Source organism: Microbacterium sp. GXS0129 (assembly GCF_044769785.1).
Lineage (GTDB): Bacteria > Actinomycetota > Actinomycetes > Actinomycetales > Microbacteriaceae > Microbacterium > Microbacterium nymphoidis.
Window position 1 is genome coordinate 1 of the sequence record NZ_JBIZVZ010000001.1, and the last position, 19,152, is coordinate 19,152.

The window sequence follows — 19,152 nt, forward strand, 5'->3', positions numbered from 1 at the left end:
TGTGGGGTGAAGCTGATGAGGTCGGTGTTGTAGATGGTGTCGGGGTAGGTGGGTTGTGTGGGCGTGGGTGTGGGTTCGGTGGGTGCGGGTGTGGTGCAGCCGAGTGGGGTGAGGTTGTCCCAGCAGAGATCTCCAGGTCCGGGCGGCGCCGGTACGGGGTTCGGAGTGGTGTCATCACCGCCGCCATCGTTGCCCACCTCGGGGTTGGTCGCATCGGGTGGAGTTTCGGTCGGTGAGCCGGGGACAGGCTCCCAGCCTCCGCCCGTGATGTCGACCTGGTCGCCACCATTGTCAATGCAGAACCCACGGCGGCAATCGGAGGACTGTGCGGAGGGCACCTCCACCGAGGGTGACGTGGACATGGCGACGGCGATAAGCACAAAGGAGCGAAGCGCTCTGATTGCGGAGGCTCGCATCACGGTGTGCTTCCGTCACAAGCTGGACCCCATTCACGAGAGGATGTATCGCTCACCAGCCATCCCGTGCTGGTGTCGCCACGTACCATGACTGCTTCGAGTGCTTGTATCTCCTTCTTTCCCGGAGGTACCCACTCGGTGCCTGTTGCATCGTAGAAACGGACATCTGCTCCTGCTTCGCAGATGTCAAGCGTGATCTGATCCGCCGCAGGAGGTTTGCTTTCGCTGGAGACCGCCAGCGAAACGTGCGAGGCACCTGTCATCGAGAGCCCCATCTCGATCAGCTTGCTGAAGAAGTCTGTTTCAAACTCGCGCTGCTCACCCGTGGTGAAGGCGAGTGCCTGCTCAACAGTCCCGGGATCGCTCAATACGATCGCGTTGCCCGCGTCGACATAGGCGAGGTAGCTCGCGATCGCCGCCTCCACATCCGCGTCCGACACCGGCGCCGGTGTGGCGGGGTGATATGTCGGTGTCACTGGGGCCGACGTCGGCACCGTCGGTCCCTCCGCCGCACACCCCGCGAGCATGAGTGCCGCTGACGCTAGGCACAACGCGGGACCGAACCGGGGGCGGGGTCGTGTCAGCATCCCCCGAAGCTAGACGTAACTGCGGGTGCCGGGCCGGGCCTGTCCACAGCATCGCGCCGGGGGAGGAGCCATCACCCGGCTGCGGGGAAGGCTTCGCCGCCGCCGGCGGCCAGGGCATCGGCCACGATGCGAAGGTGCTCCTGCAGCAGCTCATCGGGCATGGCGGGAAAGCACTGTTCCCAGTAGGGCAGGATGGCGCCTCGCCCCTGCATCATCCCGAGCGGCCGGGCGTACGCCCACAGGTGAAGGTGGGCGGAGCCGTCGTTCCACCGGGAGAAGTGGCACCGCGCCACCGACGGGATGGCCTTCGTCGCTTCGGAAACGCGCTGCAGCACCGGACCCAGCGTGGTCAGGACATCGAGGGGCGCGTCCTCCAGCCGGACGTGCTGCCGGGGCGAGATGGCGCCGACGAACGGCAGGCCGGTGCCGCCGTCGAATCCCGCGCTCACGCGCCAGAGGTCGTCCTGCCAGATCGTGTACCGGGAGGGCTTGCAGTGATGGCACTCGGCGGGGTCCGCTTCGCCGCCGCGGGGCTTCTCGGGCACCAGCATCTCGGCCAGCGGGCGCAGAGCGAAGGCGGCGATGCTCGGCGCCGGGCCGCTGTCCGGGACGCCGGTGGCATCCAGGGTCTGCCCGATGGGGGCCCAGCGATGCCAGGGGGTGTCGGCGGGGTGCTGCTCGAGGTCGCTCATCGGCCCATGCAACCACATGCCGACGACAGAGGCGGACCGGGCAGGTGCCCGATCCGCCTCTGTCATCATGCGTTCAGTCGGTGCCGGCGTCGAACGCCGCAGCCTCGCCCACCGGGTCGAACTCGGCCGCAGCGGCCTTCTGCTCGGCCGTGCCCTCGGCGATCTCCTGCGCGTCACCCGTGGTGTACCCGCCCACGAGCTCGCCGGTCGGACCACCGATGAGGCCCAGCGTGGCGTACTGCTCCAGGCGCGAACGGGAATCCGCAATGTCGAGGTTGCGCATGGTCAGCTGACCGATGCGGTCGACCGGGCCGAAGGCGGCGTCCCCGACGCGCTCCATCGAGAGCTTCTCCGGAGCGTAGGACAGGTTCTTGGACTGGGTGTCCAGGATGGTCCAGTCATCGCCACGGCGCAGGCGCAGGGTGACGGTGCCGGAGATCGTCGATCCGACCCACTTCTGGATGGACTCGCGCAGCATCAGCGACTGCGGCTCCAGCCAGCGGCCCTCGTACATGAGGCGGCCGAGACGGCGGCCCTGCTCGTGGTAGGTGGCGAGGGTGTCCTCGTTGAGGATGCCGTTGACCAGGCGCTCGTAGGCGATGAACAGCAGAGCCATACCCGGAGCCTCGTAGATGCCTCGGGACTTGGCCTCGATGATGCGGTTCTCGATCTGGTCGCTCATGCCGAGGCCGTGGCGGCCACCGATGCGATTGGCCTCGAAGACCAGGTCGACGGGATTCGCGAACTCCTGGCCGTTGAGGGCGACAGGGCGACCGGCCTCGAACGTCACCGTGACGTCCTCGGTGGCGATGGCCACCGACTCGTCCCAGTACTTGACGCCCATGATCGGGTCGACCGTCTCAAGCGAGACGTCGAGGTGCTCCAGGGTCTTGGCCTCGTGCGTCGCGCCCCAGATGTTCGCGTCCGTGGAGTACGCCTTCTCGGCCGAGTCGCGGTAGGGGAAACCGTGTGCGACGAGCCACTCGCTCATCTCCTTGCGCCCGCCGAGCTCCGAAACGAAGCGTGCGTCGAGCCAGGGCTTGTAGATGCGCAGGGCGGGGTTGGCCAGCAGGCCGTAGCGGTAGAACCGCTCGATGTCGTTGCCCTTGTAGGTGGAGCCGTCGCCCCAGATGTCGACGCCGTCCTCCTTCATGGCGCGCACCAGCAGCGTGCCGGTGACCGCGCGCCCGATGGGAGTGGTGTTGAAGTAGGTCTTGCCGCCGGAGCGGATGTGGAAGGCGCCGGTCTGCAGTGCGACGAACCCCTCCTCGACCAGGGCGGTCTTGCAGTCGATGAGGCGCGAGACCTCGGAGCCGTACTGCGTGGCGCGGCCCGGGATCGACTCGATGTCGTCCTCGTCCGGCTGACCGAGGTCACCGGTGTAGGTGCACGGCACCGCGCCGTTGTGGCGCATCCACGCCACTGCGACGGAGGTGTCGAGACCTCCCGAGAAGGCGATGCCGACGCGCTCGCCGACGGGAAGGGATTCGAGGACCTTGGACATGCCGTCCAGTCTACCGGCGGCTCGACCGCTCATTTTCGCCGTCGAAGCGGCGATGTCGGAGGCTTCGGGCATGATCGTGATCACCGATGACGAGGGGGATAGCATGCCGGGGCGGATGACGAGGAGCCAGATCGCGGACCTCCAGCGCGTGCAGCGACGACTGAGCGCGCGCGGGCGCACACTCCACGAGGCTGAGGTACAGGATGTCCTCTCGGTGATCGTCGCCACGCGCATCCGCGTGCTCCTCACAGCCCTCGCTCTGGCGCTCACCCTCATCGCCGCGCTCGGCGCTCTCGCAGTGAGTGGCCCTCCCGCCGATGCGGTGCGTTTGCCGGGCCTGCTCTCGGTGTTCCTCACCGTGTTCGTCGTGGGCCTGTTCGCCTACGCCGCCACCTGGGGGCTGAGCCGGGTGCTGGCGGTGGAGGAAGCGGTCATGCACGTCGAGCTGGGTGCGCGGGAGGATGCCAGAGTGCTGGCGGGGCTCAGCCCGCGTCGGCGGCGTGCGGCGGCCCGGTTCCTGGCTTCCGCCACACCGCCGTGGCGGCCACCCGGCGCATCGTGAAGCACATCAGGCGCGGGCGCGGTGACGGCGGACGGCCGCGCGATTGGCGCAGCGCACCGAGCAGTACCGCTGCCGGCCGTTGCGGGTGACGTCGACCACCACGTTGCGGCAGGGGGCGGCCTCGCACCGTCCCAGCCGTGACATCCCCCGCGTGGTCAGATGCAGGGCGGTGCCGACAGCGAATACCGCGGCCAGCACGTGGGCTAGTCCCTGGTCGCTGCTGCGATAGTGCAGGTGCCAGCCCTCGTCGTCGTGATCGGTGAGGCGGGGAAACGCGCTCGCCGCCGCCATCTGCGCGTTGAGGATGGCGGCCCGCTCGGCGGGGACATCGGCATCCACCACCCGGAGCCAGGCATCGAGGACATCGCGCACATCGGCGTGCTCCGTGGCTGAATGCTCGAAGGCCATGGTCATCCCGAACTCGCGCGTGCGCTCCTCGACACCGGCCGCGTCTGCGGGCCAGTCGTTGGCGAGCGACGCCGCCAGCAGCACCGCGTACTCGCCGTAAGGGTTGAGTTGCATAACGGCATTACATCACGCTTGTCCCATGATCGCAGCAGAACCCCTCACCTCCCCGATCCGCACCCACGAGCACGGCTGGATCACCGAATCCCGCCACCGGACATCCGAAGGCCTCGTCATCTACGTGCGCTGCGTCGACTGCGACGCGCACCGCATCGACATGGTGCCGTCGGCGGCCGCCACTCCGGCAGCGCTCTCCACGGTGGTCACGGGAGCATGACCCGTTCATTGCGCGCGATTGGCTCCAAAACCGGCCGTGAAGGAGCCATGTGCGCACAATGAAACGAGGTTGACCCTGACCCCGGGGGCAAGGTTTAGCGTGTGGGCATGAGGATCTCCGAAGCCGCCCAACGCGCCGGCGCCACGGTCAAGGCCGTCCGGTACTACGAGCGTCTCGGGCTGGTCAGTCCGGAGCGTGCGCGCAACGGCTACCGCGTGTACGACGCCCAGCACGTCGCCACCGTTCGCGAGCTGCGGCGCCTGGCCGAGCTGGGCATTCCGGCATCCCGCGCCCGCCCCTTCGTCGACTGCCTGCAGACCGGCCACGAACACGGTGACACCTGCCCTTCGGCGCTCGCGGAGTACCGCGACACCATCGCCGATCTCGACGCGCGCATAGCCGCTCTCCGGGAGCGGCGGGTCCGGCTCGCCGACCGCCTGCACGACGCGGCCGAAGGCCGCACTGCGGCACACGGCGCTGCGCGGAACGACGCTGCGCGAAATGGCGCTTCAGGAAACGACGGCGTCGGGATGCGCGGTGCCGAGGTCCACCGCGCGGGAGGCGCCAGCGCGGATGCCGAGAATCACGCCGCGGGAAGCGACGGTAGCGGAGGTCGCGGTGCTAGGGAGCGCGGTGCGCGAAGCGACCGCGACCAGGGCGATGAGACGCAGCTGCCGTCCGGTCTACCTGTCCCGCTCGACGACGGCGGCGCCGATCACCTCCCGGGACTCGCTCTGCCTGCGCTGTCGCTCGTCTCCACAGCCGGGGGATCGGTGGACGTGTCTGCGCAGGACAAGGCGCGATCCGTCCTGTACTTCTATCCCCTGTCGCGGCGTCCCGGCATCGATCTGCCGGAGGGCTGGGACACGATCCCGGGGGCGCGCGGATGCACCGCCGAGGCGTGCGACTTCCGCGACCACGCGGCTCTCCTTCGAGAGGCCGGAGTCCGCACCGTGCACGGCATCTCGAGCCAGGACCCGGAATACCAGGGGGAACTCGTGGACCGTCTCGGGCTGCCGTTCTCGATGCTGTCCGATGCCCGATTCGAGCTCGCAGACGCGCTGCGGCTGCCGACGATCTCCGCGCCGGGGTGGCCGCGGCTGCACGCGCGCCTCACACTGGTGGTGCGGGAGGGCCGGATCGAGCACGTCTTCTATCCGGTGTTCCCGCCGGACCGCCACGCCCATCAGGTGCTCACCTGGCTGCGTGAGCACCCGGTCTGAGCCGGATCAGCCGGTGCCTTCCACGCCGGCCGAGCAGGTCTGCTGCTCCGCCGTCTGCCCGGATGCGCTCCACCCCAGTTCCACCGGACCGGTCGGCTCGGCGGACGGCACGTCCGTTCCGGGCTGCGAGCCCTCGTCCGTGCCGGGCTCGGACTCGGTCGGCGTCGAGCCGTCGGGGCCTGCCGTAGCCGCCTCCGTCGGGGCCGTCTCATCGACCACCCCAGCGCCGGTGCGCGACAGGACGATCGGCTGGTTCGCGGCGATGGCAGCCATCAGCGATGCGGCGGTGGCCGAGTCCGCCGCGAGGTCACTCGTATTGGGGATGTCCACCACCGGGTACGAGACGAACACGAAGTCGGAGAACGGGACGTCCTTGACGGCGAGGGCCAGCTGCACCATCCGCACGGGATCGGCGAGTCGGTCGTCGGTCTGGATGTAGCGGGCCACGACGGAAGCCAGCTTGAGCAGGGTTGCGGGGTTGGAGAGCACCTCGGTGCTGCGCAGCTTGTTGATGAGCCGTGACATGTACTGCTGCTGATTACTGATCCGCGCGAGATCGCTCTCCTGGTTCAGCCCATGCCGGGTGCGGAGGAACTGCAGTGCATCGCCGCCCGAAATCGTGTACTCGCCCGGGGGCAGGTCGAGATTGGTGTGCCGGTCCTTGATGCCGTCGCCTGCCACACACACCGTGACGCCGCCCACGGCGTCGGTGATCTTGATCACGCTCAGGAAGCTGAGCTTGGCCGCAAAGTCCACGCTGAGGCCGGTGAGCTCTTCGACGGTCTTCGCCACACACACCAGGCCGCCTGCCTCATAGGCGGTGTTGATCTTGGCTGTCCCGCCGGCGTCCACGTTGCCCTCTTCGTTGGTGCACTCGGGGCGTTCCACGAGAAGATCCCGCGGGAAGGACAGCACGGTGACGCGACGCGGGGCCTCCGAGACGTGGACGAGGATGTTCACGTCGTTGAGATGGTGCGCGGCCTCTTCCCCCGAGCACCGGTCGGCGCCGATGAAGTCCCTGATCGACTCGTCGCACTCGTCGGTGCCGATCACCAGCATGTTGAACGCGCCGGGGTAGGCGGCCAGCTCGGGAGGTGCGATCGGATCGTTCTGCAGGCTCACCGCGTTGTCGCGGATCGCGCCCGTCAGATCGTTGTAGTTGTAGACGATCACGCCGACAGCCGCGAGGGCGATCGCGGCGACACCCGCGAGGACGCGGACCAGGATGCCGGTGAGCGCGCTGCGCCGCGGCAGGTTGGCGTGCCGTGCAACGGTGCGACGACGGGAGCGGCGGGCGGATCGGGCCATGCCGCAACACTACCCGCGATGACTGACCGATCCCGGGCAGACCATCTCCACCCGATCTCCACCCGCGGGTGGTGGGGTGGGCACTGCGACGACGGGAACCTGGATTCACGGCCGCATCGGGCCGCCTCGAAAGGTTCGCACATGTCTCCGCAGCTCCTGTTCAACGGGTTCGTCATCGTCCTCCTCATCGGTTACATCGGCTATCGCCAGACGCAGTGGCGTGCCTTCGAGCCGAGCCGGATCTGGCGCGGGCCGATCGTGCTGGCCGTCGTCGGTCTCGGCTCCCTCGTCTCGACCACCACGGCGGTCGGCACCCTGGATGTCGCGGTCCTCGCTCTCGAGCTGGCCATCTCCGGAGGCATCGGTGCTCTGATGGGCGCGATCGCGAGGTTCCGTCCGCTGGAGGCCGAGGATCGCGTACGTGATCCCCGCGCCCAGTGGGCCTCGCGGACCGGAGCCGTGGGCATCGTGCTCTGGGTGGCGATGATCGCGGTGCGTATCGGAATCGACGTGCTGGCAGGCATGGCCGGCTCGCACCTCGCGAGCAGCACCGGGGTGATCCTGCTGGCGTTCGCAGCCAACCGAGCGGGTCGCGCGATCACCATGGGCGCGCGTCTGCAGAAGCTGGCCCACGTCGGCGCATGATGGTTCCATGACCGAGCGCCCTCTGCTGTGGAGCGCCGCCATCACCATCGCCGTCGCGGCGTTCGTGGGAGCGGCGCTGCTCTCGGCGACGTCGCCCGCGGGAGTGGTGGCCGGGTTGGTCGCGGTCATCGCGTGGCCCATCGCGACCGTGCTGCTGCGCCTGGGGCGATCCAGGACGGGGGCCGCGTTCGCCGTGGTCGCCGTGCTGAGCGGCTCGCTCGCCGGCGGGCCCAGCGTGGGGCTCTCCCTCGTCCCCGCCGCGGTGTGCACGATGCTCCTGATCGCCCGGCTTGAGCTGCCAGTATGGCTCGGGCCGGTGGCCGCGGGGGTCGGGGTCGTCCTGGTGTGTGGGGGGATCGCCCTCCTGTCCCCGCAGCTCGGCGTCAGCGCGATGCTGACCATGAGCCTCGGGCTCTCGGTCGGCGTGCTTGGCGGCTTCCTCCGCCGCACCACGCGCCTGTCCGCGCGCGAGGCGGAGAGGGCGCGCGAGGAGCGCATCGTCGCCCGGGAGGCCGAAGCCCGCATCGCTCTGGCCCGCGACCTGCACGATGTGCTGGCGCACTCTCTCGGCGGACTCACGGTTCAGCTGGATGCCATCGACGCGCTCCTGGAGGCGGACAGGATCGATGAGGCGAGGACGCGCGCGACCGAGGCACGCCGGCTCGCGGCGCAGGGCCTGGCCGACGCACGCGGGGCCGTCGCGGCCCTGCGCGAGGTCCCGCGGCTCGATGACGCGGATGTCGACCCGTCGGAAGCCCTCGATGAGCTCATCCGTGCGCACCGTTCGCTGGGCGCAACGGTGTCGGTGACGGAAGGCGGCGAACCGCGCCCCGTCCCGCACGTCGTCGCCACCGCACTGGTACGCGCGGTGCAGGAATCGCTGAGCAATGCGCGTCGTCACGCGCCGGGAGCTCCCGTTGCACTCGGCATCGACTGGCGACACGATCGTGTGACCCTGCGGGTGACGAGCCCGCTCCCCGCGGAGCGGCAGCCACGAGGCGGCGGGTACGGACTGACCGGGATGCGCGAGCGCTTCGACGCTCTGCCCAGCGGCGGGCATGCGCGGGCAGAAGTACGGGAGGGAGAGTTCGTGGTGGTTGCGGAGGCCAAGCTGTCCCCGGGAATCGACGAGAAGGGCGGACGATGACGACGACACCGATTCGCGTGGTGATCGCCGACGACCAGGACCTGGTGCGCGACGGCCTCAGCACGATCATCTCGCTGCTGGCGGACGTCGAGGTGGTCGGGCAGGCCGCTGACGGGGCCGAGGCGGTGGCACTGGCGGTGGCGGAGCGACCCGACGTGATGCTGATGGATCTGCGGATGCCCGTGATGGACGGCACCACGGCGACGCGGCGCATCACGGCCGATGCGCCGGAGACCGCGGTGCTGGTCCTCACCACCTACGCCGACGACGACTCCATCCTCGGAGCGCTCCGCGCGGGGGCTCGCGGCTACCTCACCAAGGACGCCGGCCGTGAGCAGATCGCCGCCGCCATCCGTGCCGTGGCGGGCGGGCAGGCCACGTTCGCCGCCGACGTCGCGGCGCGTGTGGTCTCCGCGACGACCGTCACCGCTCCGGCTCCCGCGGCAGAGCTGCGCAGTCGTTTTCCCGAGCTCACACCGCGGGAGGCAGACGTGCTCTCCCTCCTCGCCGACGGACTCAACAACGCCGAGATCGCTCGTCAGCTGTACGTGGGGGTGTCCACGGTGAAGACCCATATCAATGCGATCTTCGCGAAGCTCGACGTGCGCGATCGCGCTCAGGCGATCACTCGCGTCCGTACCCGTTCCTGAAGGCCGTCCGGTGCCCGGACGCGATGCCCGGTACTCAGGATGCGGGCGCCGCGATGGCAGCGGGCGACTCCGCCGGCTCTGCGGTGGCCTCGACCCCGGTCTTGCGTCGCGACCACCAGATCGCCAGCGAGGCGACCGCGATCACCGCCACCGAGATCCCGACGACGTACCCGGCCACACCGATGTAGCCGTTCGGCACGGTGTAGGGATTGAGGAACGGGTAGGGGTACCACCACGGCTGGCCGGTGACCGGGTTGGTGATCTGCTCCCCGCGGATCATCGTGTAGATCACCCAGACGATAGGAAAGCCGACCACCACCCACAGGGAGCGCCAGCTGATCGGGCGGACGCCCACCCGGAGGATCAGCTCCAGCAGCATCATCGCGGGGCCGGCGACGTGCAGGACCTCGTTCGACCACGCGACCGTCCCGCCCGGCTCCAGAGCGATCCCGCGCAGCATCGTGTTGTAGACCACGCCCGTGATGACCATGTAGGTGCCGACCGAGAGCAGCAGTACGCTCAGCGCTCGGGGCTGGAATTCACGGCGACGTCCACGGCTGAGCAGCCAGAGCCCGCACACCAGCAGCGTGATCGCGGCGAGGACGTTGGAGAGGATCGTGAAGAAGCTGAAGAAGTTCGTCAGCACGGTCAGGAAGTCGCGATCCTTGTCGATGGCGAATCCCAGCGTCCGGATCAGCTGGGCGACGATGGCAGCGACGATCAGCGCGGCCATCGCGAGGCGCAACAGGGCCCAGAGCAGGCGCGGGGTCGTGCGGACGGTGGCGGGGGACGACGGCGGTGTCACACGCTCACACTAATGGAGCGAGCCCGATCCGCATCGGGATCGGGCTCGCTGATGTCGTCAGGCGGCGATTCGCTTCACTGCGCCGTCGTGGCGGACGTGATGGTCACGGTCTCGGCAGGGGCGCCGTCCTGGCGTCCGCCGGCCACGCCCTTCGCGGCGATCGCCTGCACGACGGCGACACTGGCCTCGTCCATGTGACCGAACACGGTGTAGTCCGGCGGAAGGCCCGTGCTGTCGTCGTAGACGAGGAAGAACTGCGACCCGTTGGTGTCCGGGCCGGCGTTGGCCATCGCGACGGTGCCCGTGGGGTACGACATGTCGGGGCTGGTCTCGTCGGCGAACGAGTACCCGGGCCCGCCTGCCCCGGTTCCGCTGGGGTCGCCGCACTGCAGCACGAAGATGCCCTGCGTGGTGAGACGGTGGCACTTCGTGTCGGCGAAGTACCCCTGCGTGATCAGCGAGACGAAGCTGTTCACGGTGCACGGCGTCTTGTCGCCATCGAGGGTGATGGTGATCTCTCCCGCGGACGTCGTGAGCGTCGCGGTCTTCGCCAGCTCGGGCTCGCTGGACGGTGCGGAGGCGGGCTTGGCCGGCGTGCCGGAAGCGGGGTAGGAGCACGTGCCGCTCGGCGTGGCCGCGGCACTCGCGCTCGCGCTGTCGTTCGCGCTCGCGCTCGCGGCCGGCTTCGCCTCGGGGGCGGAGTTCGTTGAGCACGCGGCCAGGCCGGCCAGCAGCACGGCCACGACGGGAAGGACCAGGAGACGTTTGCGCATGCGTCGAGCGTACTGGCCGCGGCGGGACCACGCAGAAACCTGTGGATGATGCATGGCACGCGCCCGCGGCGTCGTCCCCGCGGCGTCCCCCTCGCAGCGTCGGTAGGCCCACGAGACTTCCGCGTGTGGGGTGAACGAGGGGAGCAGGTGCCGGATCAGTCGAAGATCGGCAGCAGCACCGACGGGGTGGGCGCGGGGGTGCTGAACCGGCGTCGTCCGGGGATGCCGCTGCGTTCGTCGATGGCCAGCGACACGACTTCGTTCGAGCGCTGGCCGGCGACGAGGAGGGTGTCGGAGACCAGGATGTGGTGCCGCGGCCAGTCCACGTGACTTTCGACCGTAGCGATCGACTCCACGTGGGAACCGTCCCCCAGGACGCGCAGCGCGGCGATGGCGTTGATGCCGCGCACTCCCGCATAGAGCAGACCGGCGTCGGCCGAGGCCGAGAGTTCTCCAGGGAAGTCGGCTCCCACGCTCGCCTCCGGGGAAACCGGCGCCGCTGAGACGATCCGCCACCGTCCGGTGGCATCGGGGGCGAGGACGTAGACCTCGCACGAGTACTCGGTGACCACGTAGAGGTGTCCGCTGGGGTGCCAGACGGTGTGGCGAGGGCCGGTGCCGAAAGGCAGGACGACCTCCTGCTGGAGCTGACCGTCGCGCCACAAGCGGACCAGGTCGAAGCCCAGATCGGTGGTGGCCACGAGCCCGCCCGAGACATGACGCGCCTGGTGCGCGTGCGATGTGCGGGGAGGGGCGACGGGGTCCGGATCCGTGAAGGTGACCGCCGATTCGATCCCCTCGGGCAGCACCGGCTGTTCGGGCAGCAGGTGCGCGAACTCGTCCCCGACGGCCCCGCGCAGCGCCGCGGTCGCGGCAGCGAGTTCCGCGGCCGTCGTGGCGTCGGCGCCGAGATCGTCCGGCAGACGCGGGGCCCGGGAGTCCGCGTACGGGTCGACGGCGGCCGCCCCGAATTCCGGGGCTCCGGGAACGCCGTCGTCATCGAGCCGGTAACGGGCGACCGTGCCGTCGCCGTAGCCCGTGGCGGTGAGCCAGCGCCCGTCCGGCGATGCGACGACATGACAGGTGACGTCGCCGGCGGGCTGCTCGGTACCGATCGGTGCCAGGGTGGCAGGTCCGGTGCGCGTGAACGCGCGCACGCCACCCGAACCCTCGAGCGCCGCGTAGACGACGTCGAGGGTCGGGTGCTGCGCGAGCCAGGACGGCGAATCGACCGCGACGGCCGTTCCCGCGAAGCTCAGCGGACCACCGGCGGACGGGGCGTCGGCATCGCCGGCGAGCAGGACTCCGATGCCGGCACCGTCTCCGTCCATGTCCGCGGTGTAGCCGCCGAGCCAGAACCGCATGTCAGCCGATCAGGTCGTGACGCACGATCACGGCGTCGCGGGACGGGCCGGTGCCGATGACGGAGATGCGCGTACCGCTCATCTTCTCCAGCGCCAGGACGTAGTCCTGCGCGTTCTGCGGCAGGTCCTCGAAGGTGCGCGCCGTGGAGATGTCCTCGGTCCAGCCCGGGAAGTATTCGAAGATGGGCTTCGCGTGGTGGAAGTCCGTCTGGTTCACCGGCATCTCGTCGAAGCGGACGCCGTCCACGTCGTACGCCACGCACACCGGGATCTGCTCGATACCGGTGAGGATGTCGAGCTTGGTGAGCACGATGTCCGTCAGGCCGTTGACGCGCGTCGCGTAGCGGGTGACGGGGGCGTCGTACCACCCCACGCGGCGGGGCCGGCCGGTGGTGGTGCCGAATTCGAAACCGCGCGAGCGCAGCATGTCGCCGTTCTCGTCGAACAGCTCGGTGGGGAACGGGCCGGCGCCGACACGCGTGGCGTAGGCCTTCGCGATGCCGACGATGCGGTCGAGACGGTTGGGACCGACGCCCGAGCCGGTCGCAGCGCCACCCGCCGTAGCGGAGGAGCTCGTCACGAACGGGTAGGTGCCGTGGTCGACGTCGAGCATCGTGGCCTGACCGCCCTCGAACACGACGACCTCGCCGCGCTCCAGCGCCTGATCCAGCAGCAACGACGTGTCAGCCACCATCGGGCGCAGCCGCTCGGTGTACGACAGCAGCTCCTCGACGATGGCATCGGCGTCGATGGCCTTGCGGTTGAACATCTTCACCAGCAGGTGGTTCTTCTGATCGAGGGCACCCTCGACCTTCTGGCGCAGGATGTTCTCATCGAACAGGTCCTGGATGCGGATGCCCACGCGGTTGATCTTGTCGGCGTAGCTGGGGCCGATGCCGCGACCCGTGGTGCCGATCTGGCGCTTGCCGAGGAAGCGCTCGGTGACGTTGTCGAGCGTGCGGTGATAGGGCGTGATGACGTGGGCGTTGGCGCTCACCTTGAGCTTGGACACGTCGACGCCACGGGCGGCCAGCGCTTCCAGCTCGCCGAAGAGCACTTCGATGTCGATGACGACGCCGTTGCCGATGACCGGCGTCACGCCGGGCGACAGGATGCCCGACGGCAGCAGGTGCAGCGCGTACTTCTCATCGCCCACGACGACCGTGTGGCCGGCGTTGTTGCCGCCGTTGAACTTCACGACCCAGTCGGTGCGTTCACCGAGCAGGTCCGTGGCCTTGCCCTTGCCCTCGTCGCCCCACTGGACGCCGACGATCACGATTCCTGGCATTTGGGATCACCCCCGTAAAGGGACCCGAGCGGGTCCACCCCATCCTATCGGAGGCGCGTTTTCGCTTCTGTTCGCGCATCCCGGCGGGGTAGCGTCGGGGGCATGCAGCTCGGAATGCACTTCGCCCTGACCGATGCCCTCGCTGAGCGCCTGCGGGCCGCCGCGGGGGATGACGAGGCGCTGCGCGCCTTCATCGAGGAGGTCGAGGAGGCGGGGGTGCCGTCGTGCGGGACGGACAAGGCGTGGGATCCGATCTCCTGCGCGCTGGCTCCGGCGTCGGCTCCGGATCGTGACCCCGAGGAGTGGCCCGCGTACGGGGTGATCCTCGGCGACGAGGATCTGCAGGAGGACTCCGACGAGCTGCTGGTGACGTACCTGTCGGCCGAGCACGTGCCGGAGGTGGCCGCGTGGCTCGACACCCTCGACGAGGAGACGTTCGCTGCCGCCTACGCCGTGATGCCCGAGGAGCTGCGCAACCCGGAGTACGGCGATGAGGAGCGCGACTACGCGTGGGGGCACCTCGACGAACTGCACGCGTTCCTGACCGAGGCCGCGCGCGCCGGATCGCACGTGGTGTTCCACGTCGAGCACTGAGCGACCGCTTTATGCTGGGGGCATGAGCCAGATCGAGGATCCCACCGCCACGCTGCTGCGGCTGCGGGCGACCATCGACAACATCGATGCCGCGCTGATCTTCATGCTGGCCGAGCGCTTCCGTGCTACTCAGCAGGTCGGGGTGCTGAAGGCCACGCACGAGATGCCCGCTTCGGACCCGGCGCGGGAGGAGCAGCAGGTCGCTCGCCTGCGGGAGCTGGCCGAAGCCGCACATCTGGACCCCGAGTTCGCGGAGAAGTGGTTCAACTTCGTCGTGGCCGAAGTCATTCGCCACCACACCGAGGCCGGCGCTCCGAGCTGACGGCCGTCACGGCGTGATCGCGCCGTCGTGGTGCGGTCGGTGCCGCCGTCGCCGCGCGTCTGACACCCCTGCGTCGCGAAACGAGGGCATCGTCGCGAAAACAGGACGAATCCTCGTCGCGACTCCTCTTTTCGCGACGCCATCCTCGTTTCGGGACTTGGTTGACGCTCGGGGGAGGACTCTCAGGCATTCATAGCCGCTCGCCGTCCCGGTTCGGAGGGGCCGGGCGTACCCTGACCGCGTGCAGGGCAGGACGAAGTCATCGGAGGGCGCCGCGCGGGTTCCCAGCGCCCGGGTGGTGCTCGCCGCGGGGCTGGTGGCGCTGATCGCCACGACGGTGAACGCCCTCGGAGCGTGGATTCCGTCGCTCTGGGGCGACGAAGCGGCCACGCAGCTCTCCGCCACCCGGCCGTTGCCCAGTCTGATGGCGATGCTCGGCAACATCGACATCGTTCATGCCGTGAATTACATAACGATGCACTTCTGGATCCTGATGGCGGGGAGCAGTCCGTTCGCTCTCCGCTTCCCCTCCGCGGTGGCCATTGGCCTGTGCGCGGGAGTGGTCGTGTGGATCGGTGCGCGGTTGAGATCTCTGCCCTTCGGGGTGCTCGCGGGCGTCCTGACCGCGGCTCTGCCGCGCCTCACGCACGCGGCCGTCGAGGCGCGTGCCTACGCCTTCGACGCGCTCTTTGCCACGGTGCTGATGGCGATCATCGTGGAGGTGCTGCGGCGTCGGCGGCCCTCCGTCTGGTGGTGGGTGGCGTACGGCGCCATGCTCGCCATCGCGACGGTCACGTTCCTCTATGTCGGGCTTCTGGCGCTCGCGATCGGGGTCGTGCTGTGGTGGCGCGGCGTGGATCGACGCACTTGGGCAGGGTGGGCGCTGTCCTCCGTTGCGGGGCTTCTGCTCGCGTCCCCCGTGGCGTGGATCGCGTTGCATCAGCGCGGGCAGATCGCCTTCCTGGCGACCGCCGGCCACACCAATCCGCACGCCATCCTCGTGGAGATGTGGTTCGTGGTGGATGCATATGCGTGGATCGCCTGGGCGCTCATGGCCATCGCCGTGGTGGGGTGGGTGCGGTCGTGTCCCCGGCGAGGGTCTCCGATCGACCCGGTGAGCATCGCGCTGCCATGGGCGGTGCTCCCGCTGGCGCTGGTGCTCGCCAGCGATGCGGTACACCACGATTACACGCCTCGCTACCTCACCTTCGCGGGGCCTGCGGTAGCGCTGCTGCTGGCATCGGGTATCGCGGAACTGGCGCGTCTTCGTGTTGGCCGCGTCCCGATGGCTGCGCTGTGCGTCACGGTGCTGGTCCTCTGCGTCACGGTGCCCGTGTGGTCGGGGCAACGAGGGCCGTGGTCCAAACGCGGCTCGGACTGGAACGACGTCGCCGCCCTGGTCAGTGCGCAGTCGCAGACCGGAGACGCGATCGTCTTCGATGAGAGTGTGGATCCGTCGTGGCGCCCGCGGCTGGCTCTCGACACCGACCCGGCTGCGTTCGCGCAGCTGCGTGACGTGCAACTCGTCACCCCGTATGCCCAGAGCCCCACCTGGCACGCGCAGACCCGCTCGACCGCGGAGGCGCTCGCGGCAGGTGCGCTCGAGGGCGTGTCACGCGTGTGGGTGGTCGAGGCCGTCGTCGACGGCGTGGTGGGCACCGACGAGACCTCGGATCTGCGTGCGGCGGGATACGAGATCGTCGAGCACCAGAGGATCAACGTCTCCGATGTCTCCCTCTGGGTGCGCGTCGGCTGATCTCTCCCAGTCATCCACAGGATGTGAGTTATCCACATGGGGATATGTGGATAACTCCGGTGGCCGTACGAGTGCCTCGGAAAAGCGCGCGGAACTACGCCCGTGTAATTCCATCCCCAGGTGTGGACAGTCCTGTGGAGAAGTGGATCATTCGCCGAAACGACGCGGAACGGCGCGGCATGATTCTGCTCCTCGCGGGTTAACGCGGCTGTTAACGACGGATGTCCGGTTCGCGGCGAATCCGCGGCCCGGCCCGGGGTGCCGTGCCGGAGTAGCGGCGTATGGCTGCGGAGGTTGGGGCGTCCGGTTAACCGCGGGAGCGCTGTTGTGTCATCGGGGGAGTTAACCGGGCGACGGCAGCCTCCCGGTGGCCCGCTCGCCGGCGGTGCTCACCCGGCGCGGTTAACCGGCTCGCCGTGTCATTCCGTGGTTAACGCACCGGCAGCACCATTCTCATGGTCTCTCCACTGGTGATGTTCGCCCGGCGGCGTAACCGGCTTGGCGCGGTTCCTCGCGCGGTTAACGCACCGGCGGCGTCCGCGTTCCCGCGATCATGTCACCGGTGGCGTTCGGCCCCGAGTGGTTGACCAGCCGATCGGGCCGCGCGGCTCGGCAGACCGACCGCGATCGGAGCCAGCGCCGCGGCGATCACCCACGCGGATGGGGCGGAACCGGCGAGCAGCGCCAGCACCACGGCGGCAGCCGCGATCACGGTGGCAGCAGCCGCCCAAGGGGCGCGCACGCCGGTGGCCGGAGAGGGGCGTCGCGCTTCCCGTCGTCCCACCAGCGCCACGAGCGCAGCGACGGCGATCACGACGCCGGCCAGCCACAGCGGACGCGTCGCCCACCAGTCGGTGCTCAGCGGTGCGGGAAGATCTATCGGCAGGAGGAGGAGCGAGCCGGCGAGTGCGACCACCACCAGCATGTGCCAGGAGTAGATAGTCATTGCGCGGGCGTTGACCCAGGTGATGACGGTTGATGCGCGTCCGTCGGCCACACGGCGCAGGGCGGGGCGCAGGAGCAGGAAGAGCGACAGCTGGGCGATGCCGAGCAGGACCAGCGCGCCCATCGGCGGATTCAGCGCGGACAGCAGATCGGCGGGGTAGAAGCCGGTGAGCATCGTGATCGCGAGCGTGAGCACCGCTCCGGCGCCGACCATCGCGACGCGTGACGGCCGCAAGCGATCGAAGCGCTGATCGGCCAGGGAGAAGCCGATCTGCTGCATCAGGAGCCACACGAAGGCCATGTTGACGAGGCCGATCGCCGCAGCGCCGGTGGCGACGCGCACGATGTCGACGGTCACGGCGCCGGCGGCGAGCACGGCGAGGGTGAGGAGGCGATGGCGCTCATGCAGGCGGACCATCGCGGGAACCAGTGCGCTGCAGCCGAGGTAGACCGCCAGGAACCAGAAGGGCTGCCCGATGCGGAATCCGGCCACCGACACCACCTCGGCGGGAACACCGGAGATGACGAGGGCGGCCAGGAAGACCGCGATCGCGGTGATGGCGCCTCCGGCGGGAATGAGGAGCCGCCGGACCCGCGCCACGACATAGTCCGACGCCGTCGTCCCCCGCTCTCGCAGCCGGGTCCACTGAGTGAAGCTCGCGAACCCGCCCAGGACGAAGAACAGCGGCATGATCTGGACCACCCAGGTGAGGGCGGGGAATCCGGCCCAGTGCTCCATCGCGTTCTCCAGGAGCGGGGCTCCGGTCTCGTCGCGGCCGACGCCCACCATGAACGCGTGCAGCAGCACCACGATGCCGAGCAGGACCGCCCGCACGGCATCGACCGAGCCGTCACGAGATGACGCCGGACGAAGCGCTCCGATCGCTGCCGCCGTGCTCGCGCGAGGTGAGACGGGGCGCGCCACCGAGACGGACGGGGAAGCGATGAAGGGGGAGACGAGTGCCATGCAGACACTGTCTGATCCGGGTGTCCGCCAGCGCGTCCCGCCCCGGTCTCGATCGGCCCCCTACCGGGGTATGACGTTGACCCCGTTCATAGCGCGCAAATTGCTGCTATTCGGCTGGAATACGGCCCTTTTGCGCGCTATGAAGCGGCTTTGCTCAGTCGGCGGGAGCGACGAGCCCCGCGTCGTAGGCGAGGATCACGGCCTGCACCCGATCCCGCAGATGCAGCTTGCTGAAGATCCGGCTGACGTGCGTCTTCACGGTCTGCTCGGCGAGGAACAGCTGTGCGGCGATCTCCCCGTTGGACAGGCCCTGACCCACGAGGATCAGGATCTCGTGCTCGCGTTCGGTGAGGTCGTTGAGGCGCAGGGTGTGCCGGTTCACAGCCGGGCGCGTGGCGGCGAACCTCTCGAGAAGGCGCTTGGTGATGCGCGGTGCGAGCAGCGCATCGCCCGCCGCCACGATCCGCACCGCCTGGACCAGCTCATCCGGAAGGGCATCCTTCAGCAGGAAGCCGCTGGCACCGGCCCCGAGCGCGTCGTGGACGTACTCGTCGGCGTCGAAGGTGGTGAGGATGAGGATCGCGGGAGCAGTGCGACCATCGCGCTCGGCCGCGGCGAGAATCTGTCGCGTCGCCTCGATGCCGTCCATTGCGGGCATCCGCACGTCCATCAGCACCACGTCCGGGCGTAGCGACCGCGCCTGCGCGGTGCCCTCTGCCCCGTCGCCCGCTTGACCCACCACGTCGATCCCGCTCTGGGCCTGCAGGATGGCGGCGAAGCCGGCGCGCACCATCGCCTGGTCGTCCACGATCAGCACACTCGTCATCGGCTTCCCTTCGTCCGAGTCCATTCTGATTTCATC

General features: G+C 69.2%; 20 protein-coding genes and 1 pseudogene. 9 read left to right on the forward strand and 12 right to left on the reverse strand.

Features of this window, described 5'->3' with window-relative positions:
- The 4 genes and pseudogenes from ACIQJ5_RS00005 to argG form a co-directional block, all read right to left on the reverse strand.
- Window positions 1-362 (reverse strand): annotated as a pseudogene (locus ACIQJ5_RS00005) (hypothetical protein); the annotation flags it as partial.
- A 53-nt stretch (window positions 363-415) separates the two neighbouring features.
- A complete protein-coding gene (locus ACIQJ5_RS00010) occupies window positions 416-856 on the reverse strand; it encodes a hypothetical protein (protein ID WP_231091067.1) in 441 nt (146 codons plus the stop codon).
- A gap of 218 nt (window positions 857-1,074) precedes the next feature.
- Window positions 1,075-1,695, reverse strand: coding sequence for a hypothetical protein (locus tag ACIQJ5_RS00015; protein ID WP_402839543.1), 621 nt, complete (start codon window positions 1,693-1,695; stop codon window positions 1,075-1,077).
- Window positions 1,696-1,768: 73 nt separating this feature from the next.
- Window positions 1,769-3,199 (reverse strand): argininosuccinate synthase, encoded by a 1,431-nt coding sequence (gene argG / locus ACIQJ5_RS00020; RefSeq protein ID WP_231091065.1) that lies wholly within the window; start codon window positions 3,197-3,199, stop codon window positions 1,769-1,771.
- A 70-nt stretch (window positions 3,200-3,269) separates the two neighbouring features.
- On the opposite strand from argG, the gene ACIQJ5_RS00025 reads away from it, so the two are divergent.
- Window positions 3,270-3,761 (forward strand): hypothetical protein, encoded by a 492-nt coding sequence (locus ACIQJ5_RS00025; protein WP_402839546.1) that lies wholly within the window; start codon window positions 3,270-3,272, stop codon window positions 3,759-3,761.
- 6 nt (window positions 3,762-3,767) lie between these two features.
- Here ACIQJ5_RS00025 and ACIQJ5_RS00030 read toward each other — a convergent pair whose 3' ends face one another.
- A complete protein-coding gene (locus ACIQJ5_RS00030) occupies window positions 3,768-4,283 on the reverse strand; it encodes a CGNR zinc finger domain-containing protein (RefSeq protein WP_231091063.1) in 516 nt (171 codons plus the stop codon).
- A gap of 25 nt (window positions 4,284-4,308) precedes the next feature.
- Between ACIQJ5_RS00030 and ACIQJ5_RS00035 the strand changes: the two genes are divergently transcribed.
- Together ACIQJ5_RS00035 and ACIQJ5_RS00040 are read left to right on the forward strand one after the other, a co-directional pair.
- Window positions 4,309-4,503, forward strand: coding sequence for a hypothetical protein (locus ACIQJ5_RS00035; RefSeq protein ID WP_231091062.1), 195 nt, complete (start codon window positions 4,309-4,311; stop codon window positions 4,501-4,503).
- A gap of 107 nt (window positions 4,504-4,610) precedes the next feature.
- Window positions 4,611-5,726 carry a MerR family transcriptional regulator gene (locus ACIQJ5_RS00040; RefSeq protein ID WP_402839550.1) on the forward strand — a complete coding sequence of 372 codons (1,116 nt, stop codon included), beginning with the start codon at window positions 4,611-4,613 and terminating at the stop codon, window positions 5,724-5,726.
- 6 nt (window positions 5,727-5,732) lie between these two features.
- On the opposite strand, the gene ACIQJ5_RS00045 is transcribed toward ACIQJ5_RS00040, so the two are convergent.
- Complete coding sequence (locus ACIQJ5_RS00045; protein WP_402839553.1) at window positions 5,733-7,034, reverse strand: LCP family protein; 1,302 nt, start codon at window positions 7,032-7,034, stop codon at window positions 5,733-5,735.
- Window positions 7,035-7,175: 141 nt separating this feature from the next.
- Between ACIQJ5_RS00045 and ACIQJ5_RS00050 the strand changes: the two genes are divergently transcribed.
- The 3 genes from ACIQJ5_RS00050 to ACIQJ5_RS00060 are packed head-to-tail and all read left to right on the forward strand — an operon-like array spanning window position 7,176 to window position 9,476.
- Window positions 7,176-7,679 (forward strand): hypothetical protein, encoded by a 504-nt coding sequence (locus tag ACIQJ5_RS00050; RefSeq protein ID WP_402839556.1) that lies wholly within the window; start codon window positions 7,176-7,178, stop codon window positions 7,677-7,679.
- A gap of 7 nt (window positions 7,680-7,686) precedes the next feature.
- Window positions 7,687-8,826, forward strand: a complete 1,140-nt coding sequence (locus tag ACIQJ5_RS00055) for a sensor histidine kinase (RefSeq protein ID WP_402839558.1) — start codon at window positions 7,687-7,689, stop codon at window positions 8,824-8,826.
- Entirely contained in the window at window positions 8,823-9,476 is a 654-nt protein-coding gene (locus ACIQJ5_RS00060; protein ID WP_231091057.1) for a response regulator transcription factor, read from the forward strand. The genes ACIQJ5_RS00055 and ACIQJ5_RS00060 overlap by 4 nt, the downstream gene beginning before the upstream one ends.
- 34 nt (window positions 9,477-9,510) lie before the next feature.
- Here the strand turns inward: ACIQJ5_RS00060 and ACIQJ5_RS00065 are convergent, their stop codons facing one another.
- The 4 genes from ACIQJ5_RS00065 to ACIQJ5_RS00080 all read right to left on the reverse strand — a co-directional run bounded on the left by ACIQJ5_RS00065 (window position 9,511) and on the right by ACIQJ5_RS00080 (window position 13,706).
- Entirely contained in the window at window positions 9,511-10,281 is a 771-nt protein-coding gene (locus ACIQJ5_RS00065) for a Pr6Pr family membrane protein (protein WP_231091056.1), read from the reverse strand.
- A 74-nt stretch (window positions 10,282-10,355) separates the two neighbouring features.
- Window positions 10,356-11,054, reverse strand: a complete 699-nt coding sequence (locus ACIQJ5_RS00070; RefSeq protein WP_402839561.1) for a peptidylprolyl isomerase — start codon at window positions 11,052-11,054, stop codon at window positions 10,356-10,358.
- 155 nt (window positions 11,055-11,209) lie between these two features.
- Entirely contained in the window at window positions 11,210-12,418 is a 1,209-nt protein-coding gene (locus tag ACIQJ5_RS00075) for a lactonase family protein (protein WP_402839564.1), read from the reverse strand.
- Window position 12,419: 1 nt separating this feature from the next.
- Entirely contained in the window at window positions 12,420-13,706 is a 1,287-nt protein-coding gene (locus tag ACIQJ5_RS00080; protein ID WP_402839567.1) for an adenylosuccinate synthase, read from the reverse strand.
- Window positions 13,707-13,808: 102 nt separating this feature from the next.
- On the opposite strand from ACIQJ5_RS00080, the gene ACIQJ5_RS00085 reads away from it, so the two are divergent.
- From ACIQJ5_RS00085 to ACIQJ5_RS00095, 3 genes are all read left to right on the forward strand, one after another.
- Complete coding sequence (locus tag ACIQJ5_RS00085; protein WP_402839570.1) at window positions 13,809-14,300, forward strand: DUF1877 family protein; 492 nt, start codon at window positions 13,809-13,811, stop codon at window positions 14,298-14,300.
- Window positions 14,301-14,322: 22 nt separating this feature from the next.
- Window positions 14,323-14,622 carry a chorismate mutase gene (locus ACIQJ5_RS00090; protein WP_231091051.1) on the forward strand — a complete coding sequence of 100 codons (300 nt, stop codon included), beginning with the start codon at window positions 14,323-14,325 and terminating at the stop codon, window positions 14,620-14,622.
- 241 nt (window positions 14,623-14,863) lie between these two features.
- A complete protein-coding gene (locus tag ACIQJ5_RS00095) occupies window positions 14,864-16,378 on the forward strand; it encodes a hypothetical protein (RefSeq protein WP_402839573.1) in 1,515 nt (504 codons plus the stop codon).
- A 556-nt stretch (window positions 16,379-16,934) separates the two neighbouring features.
- Here the strand turns inward: ACIQJ5_RS00095 and ACIQJ5_RS00100 are convergent.
- The gene (locus ACIQJ5_RS00100) at window positions 16,935-18,290 is read right to left on the reverse strand and encodes an acyltransferase (protein ID WP_402839576.1); all 1,356 of its coding nucleotides are present in this window, start codon (window positions 18,288-18,290) and stop codon (window positions 16,935-16,937) included.
- A 154-nt stretch (window positions 18,291-18,444) separates the two neighbouring features.
- The gene (locus ACIQJ5_RS00105) at window positions 18,445-19,116 is read right to left on the reverse strand and encodes a response regulator (protein WP_402839579.1); all 672 of its coding nucleotides are present in this window, start codon (window positions 19,114-19,116) and stop codon (window positions 18,445-18,447) included.
- Window positions 19,117-19,152 lie beyond the last annotated feature (36 nt).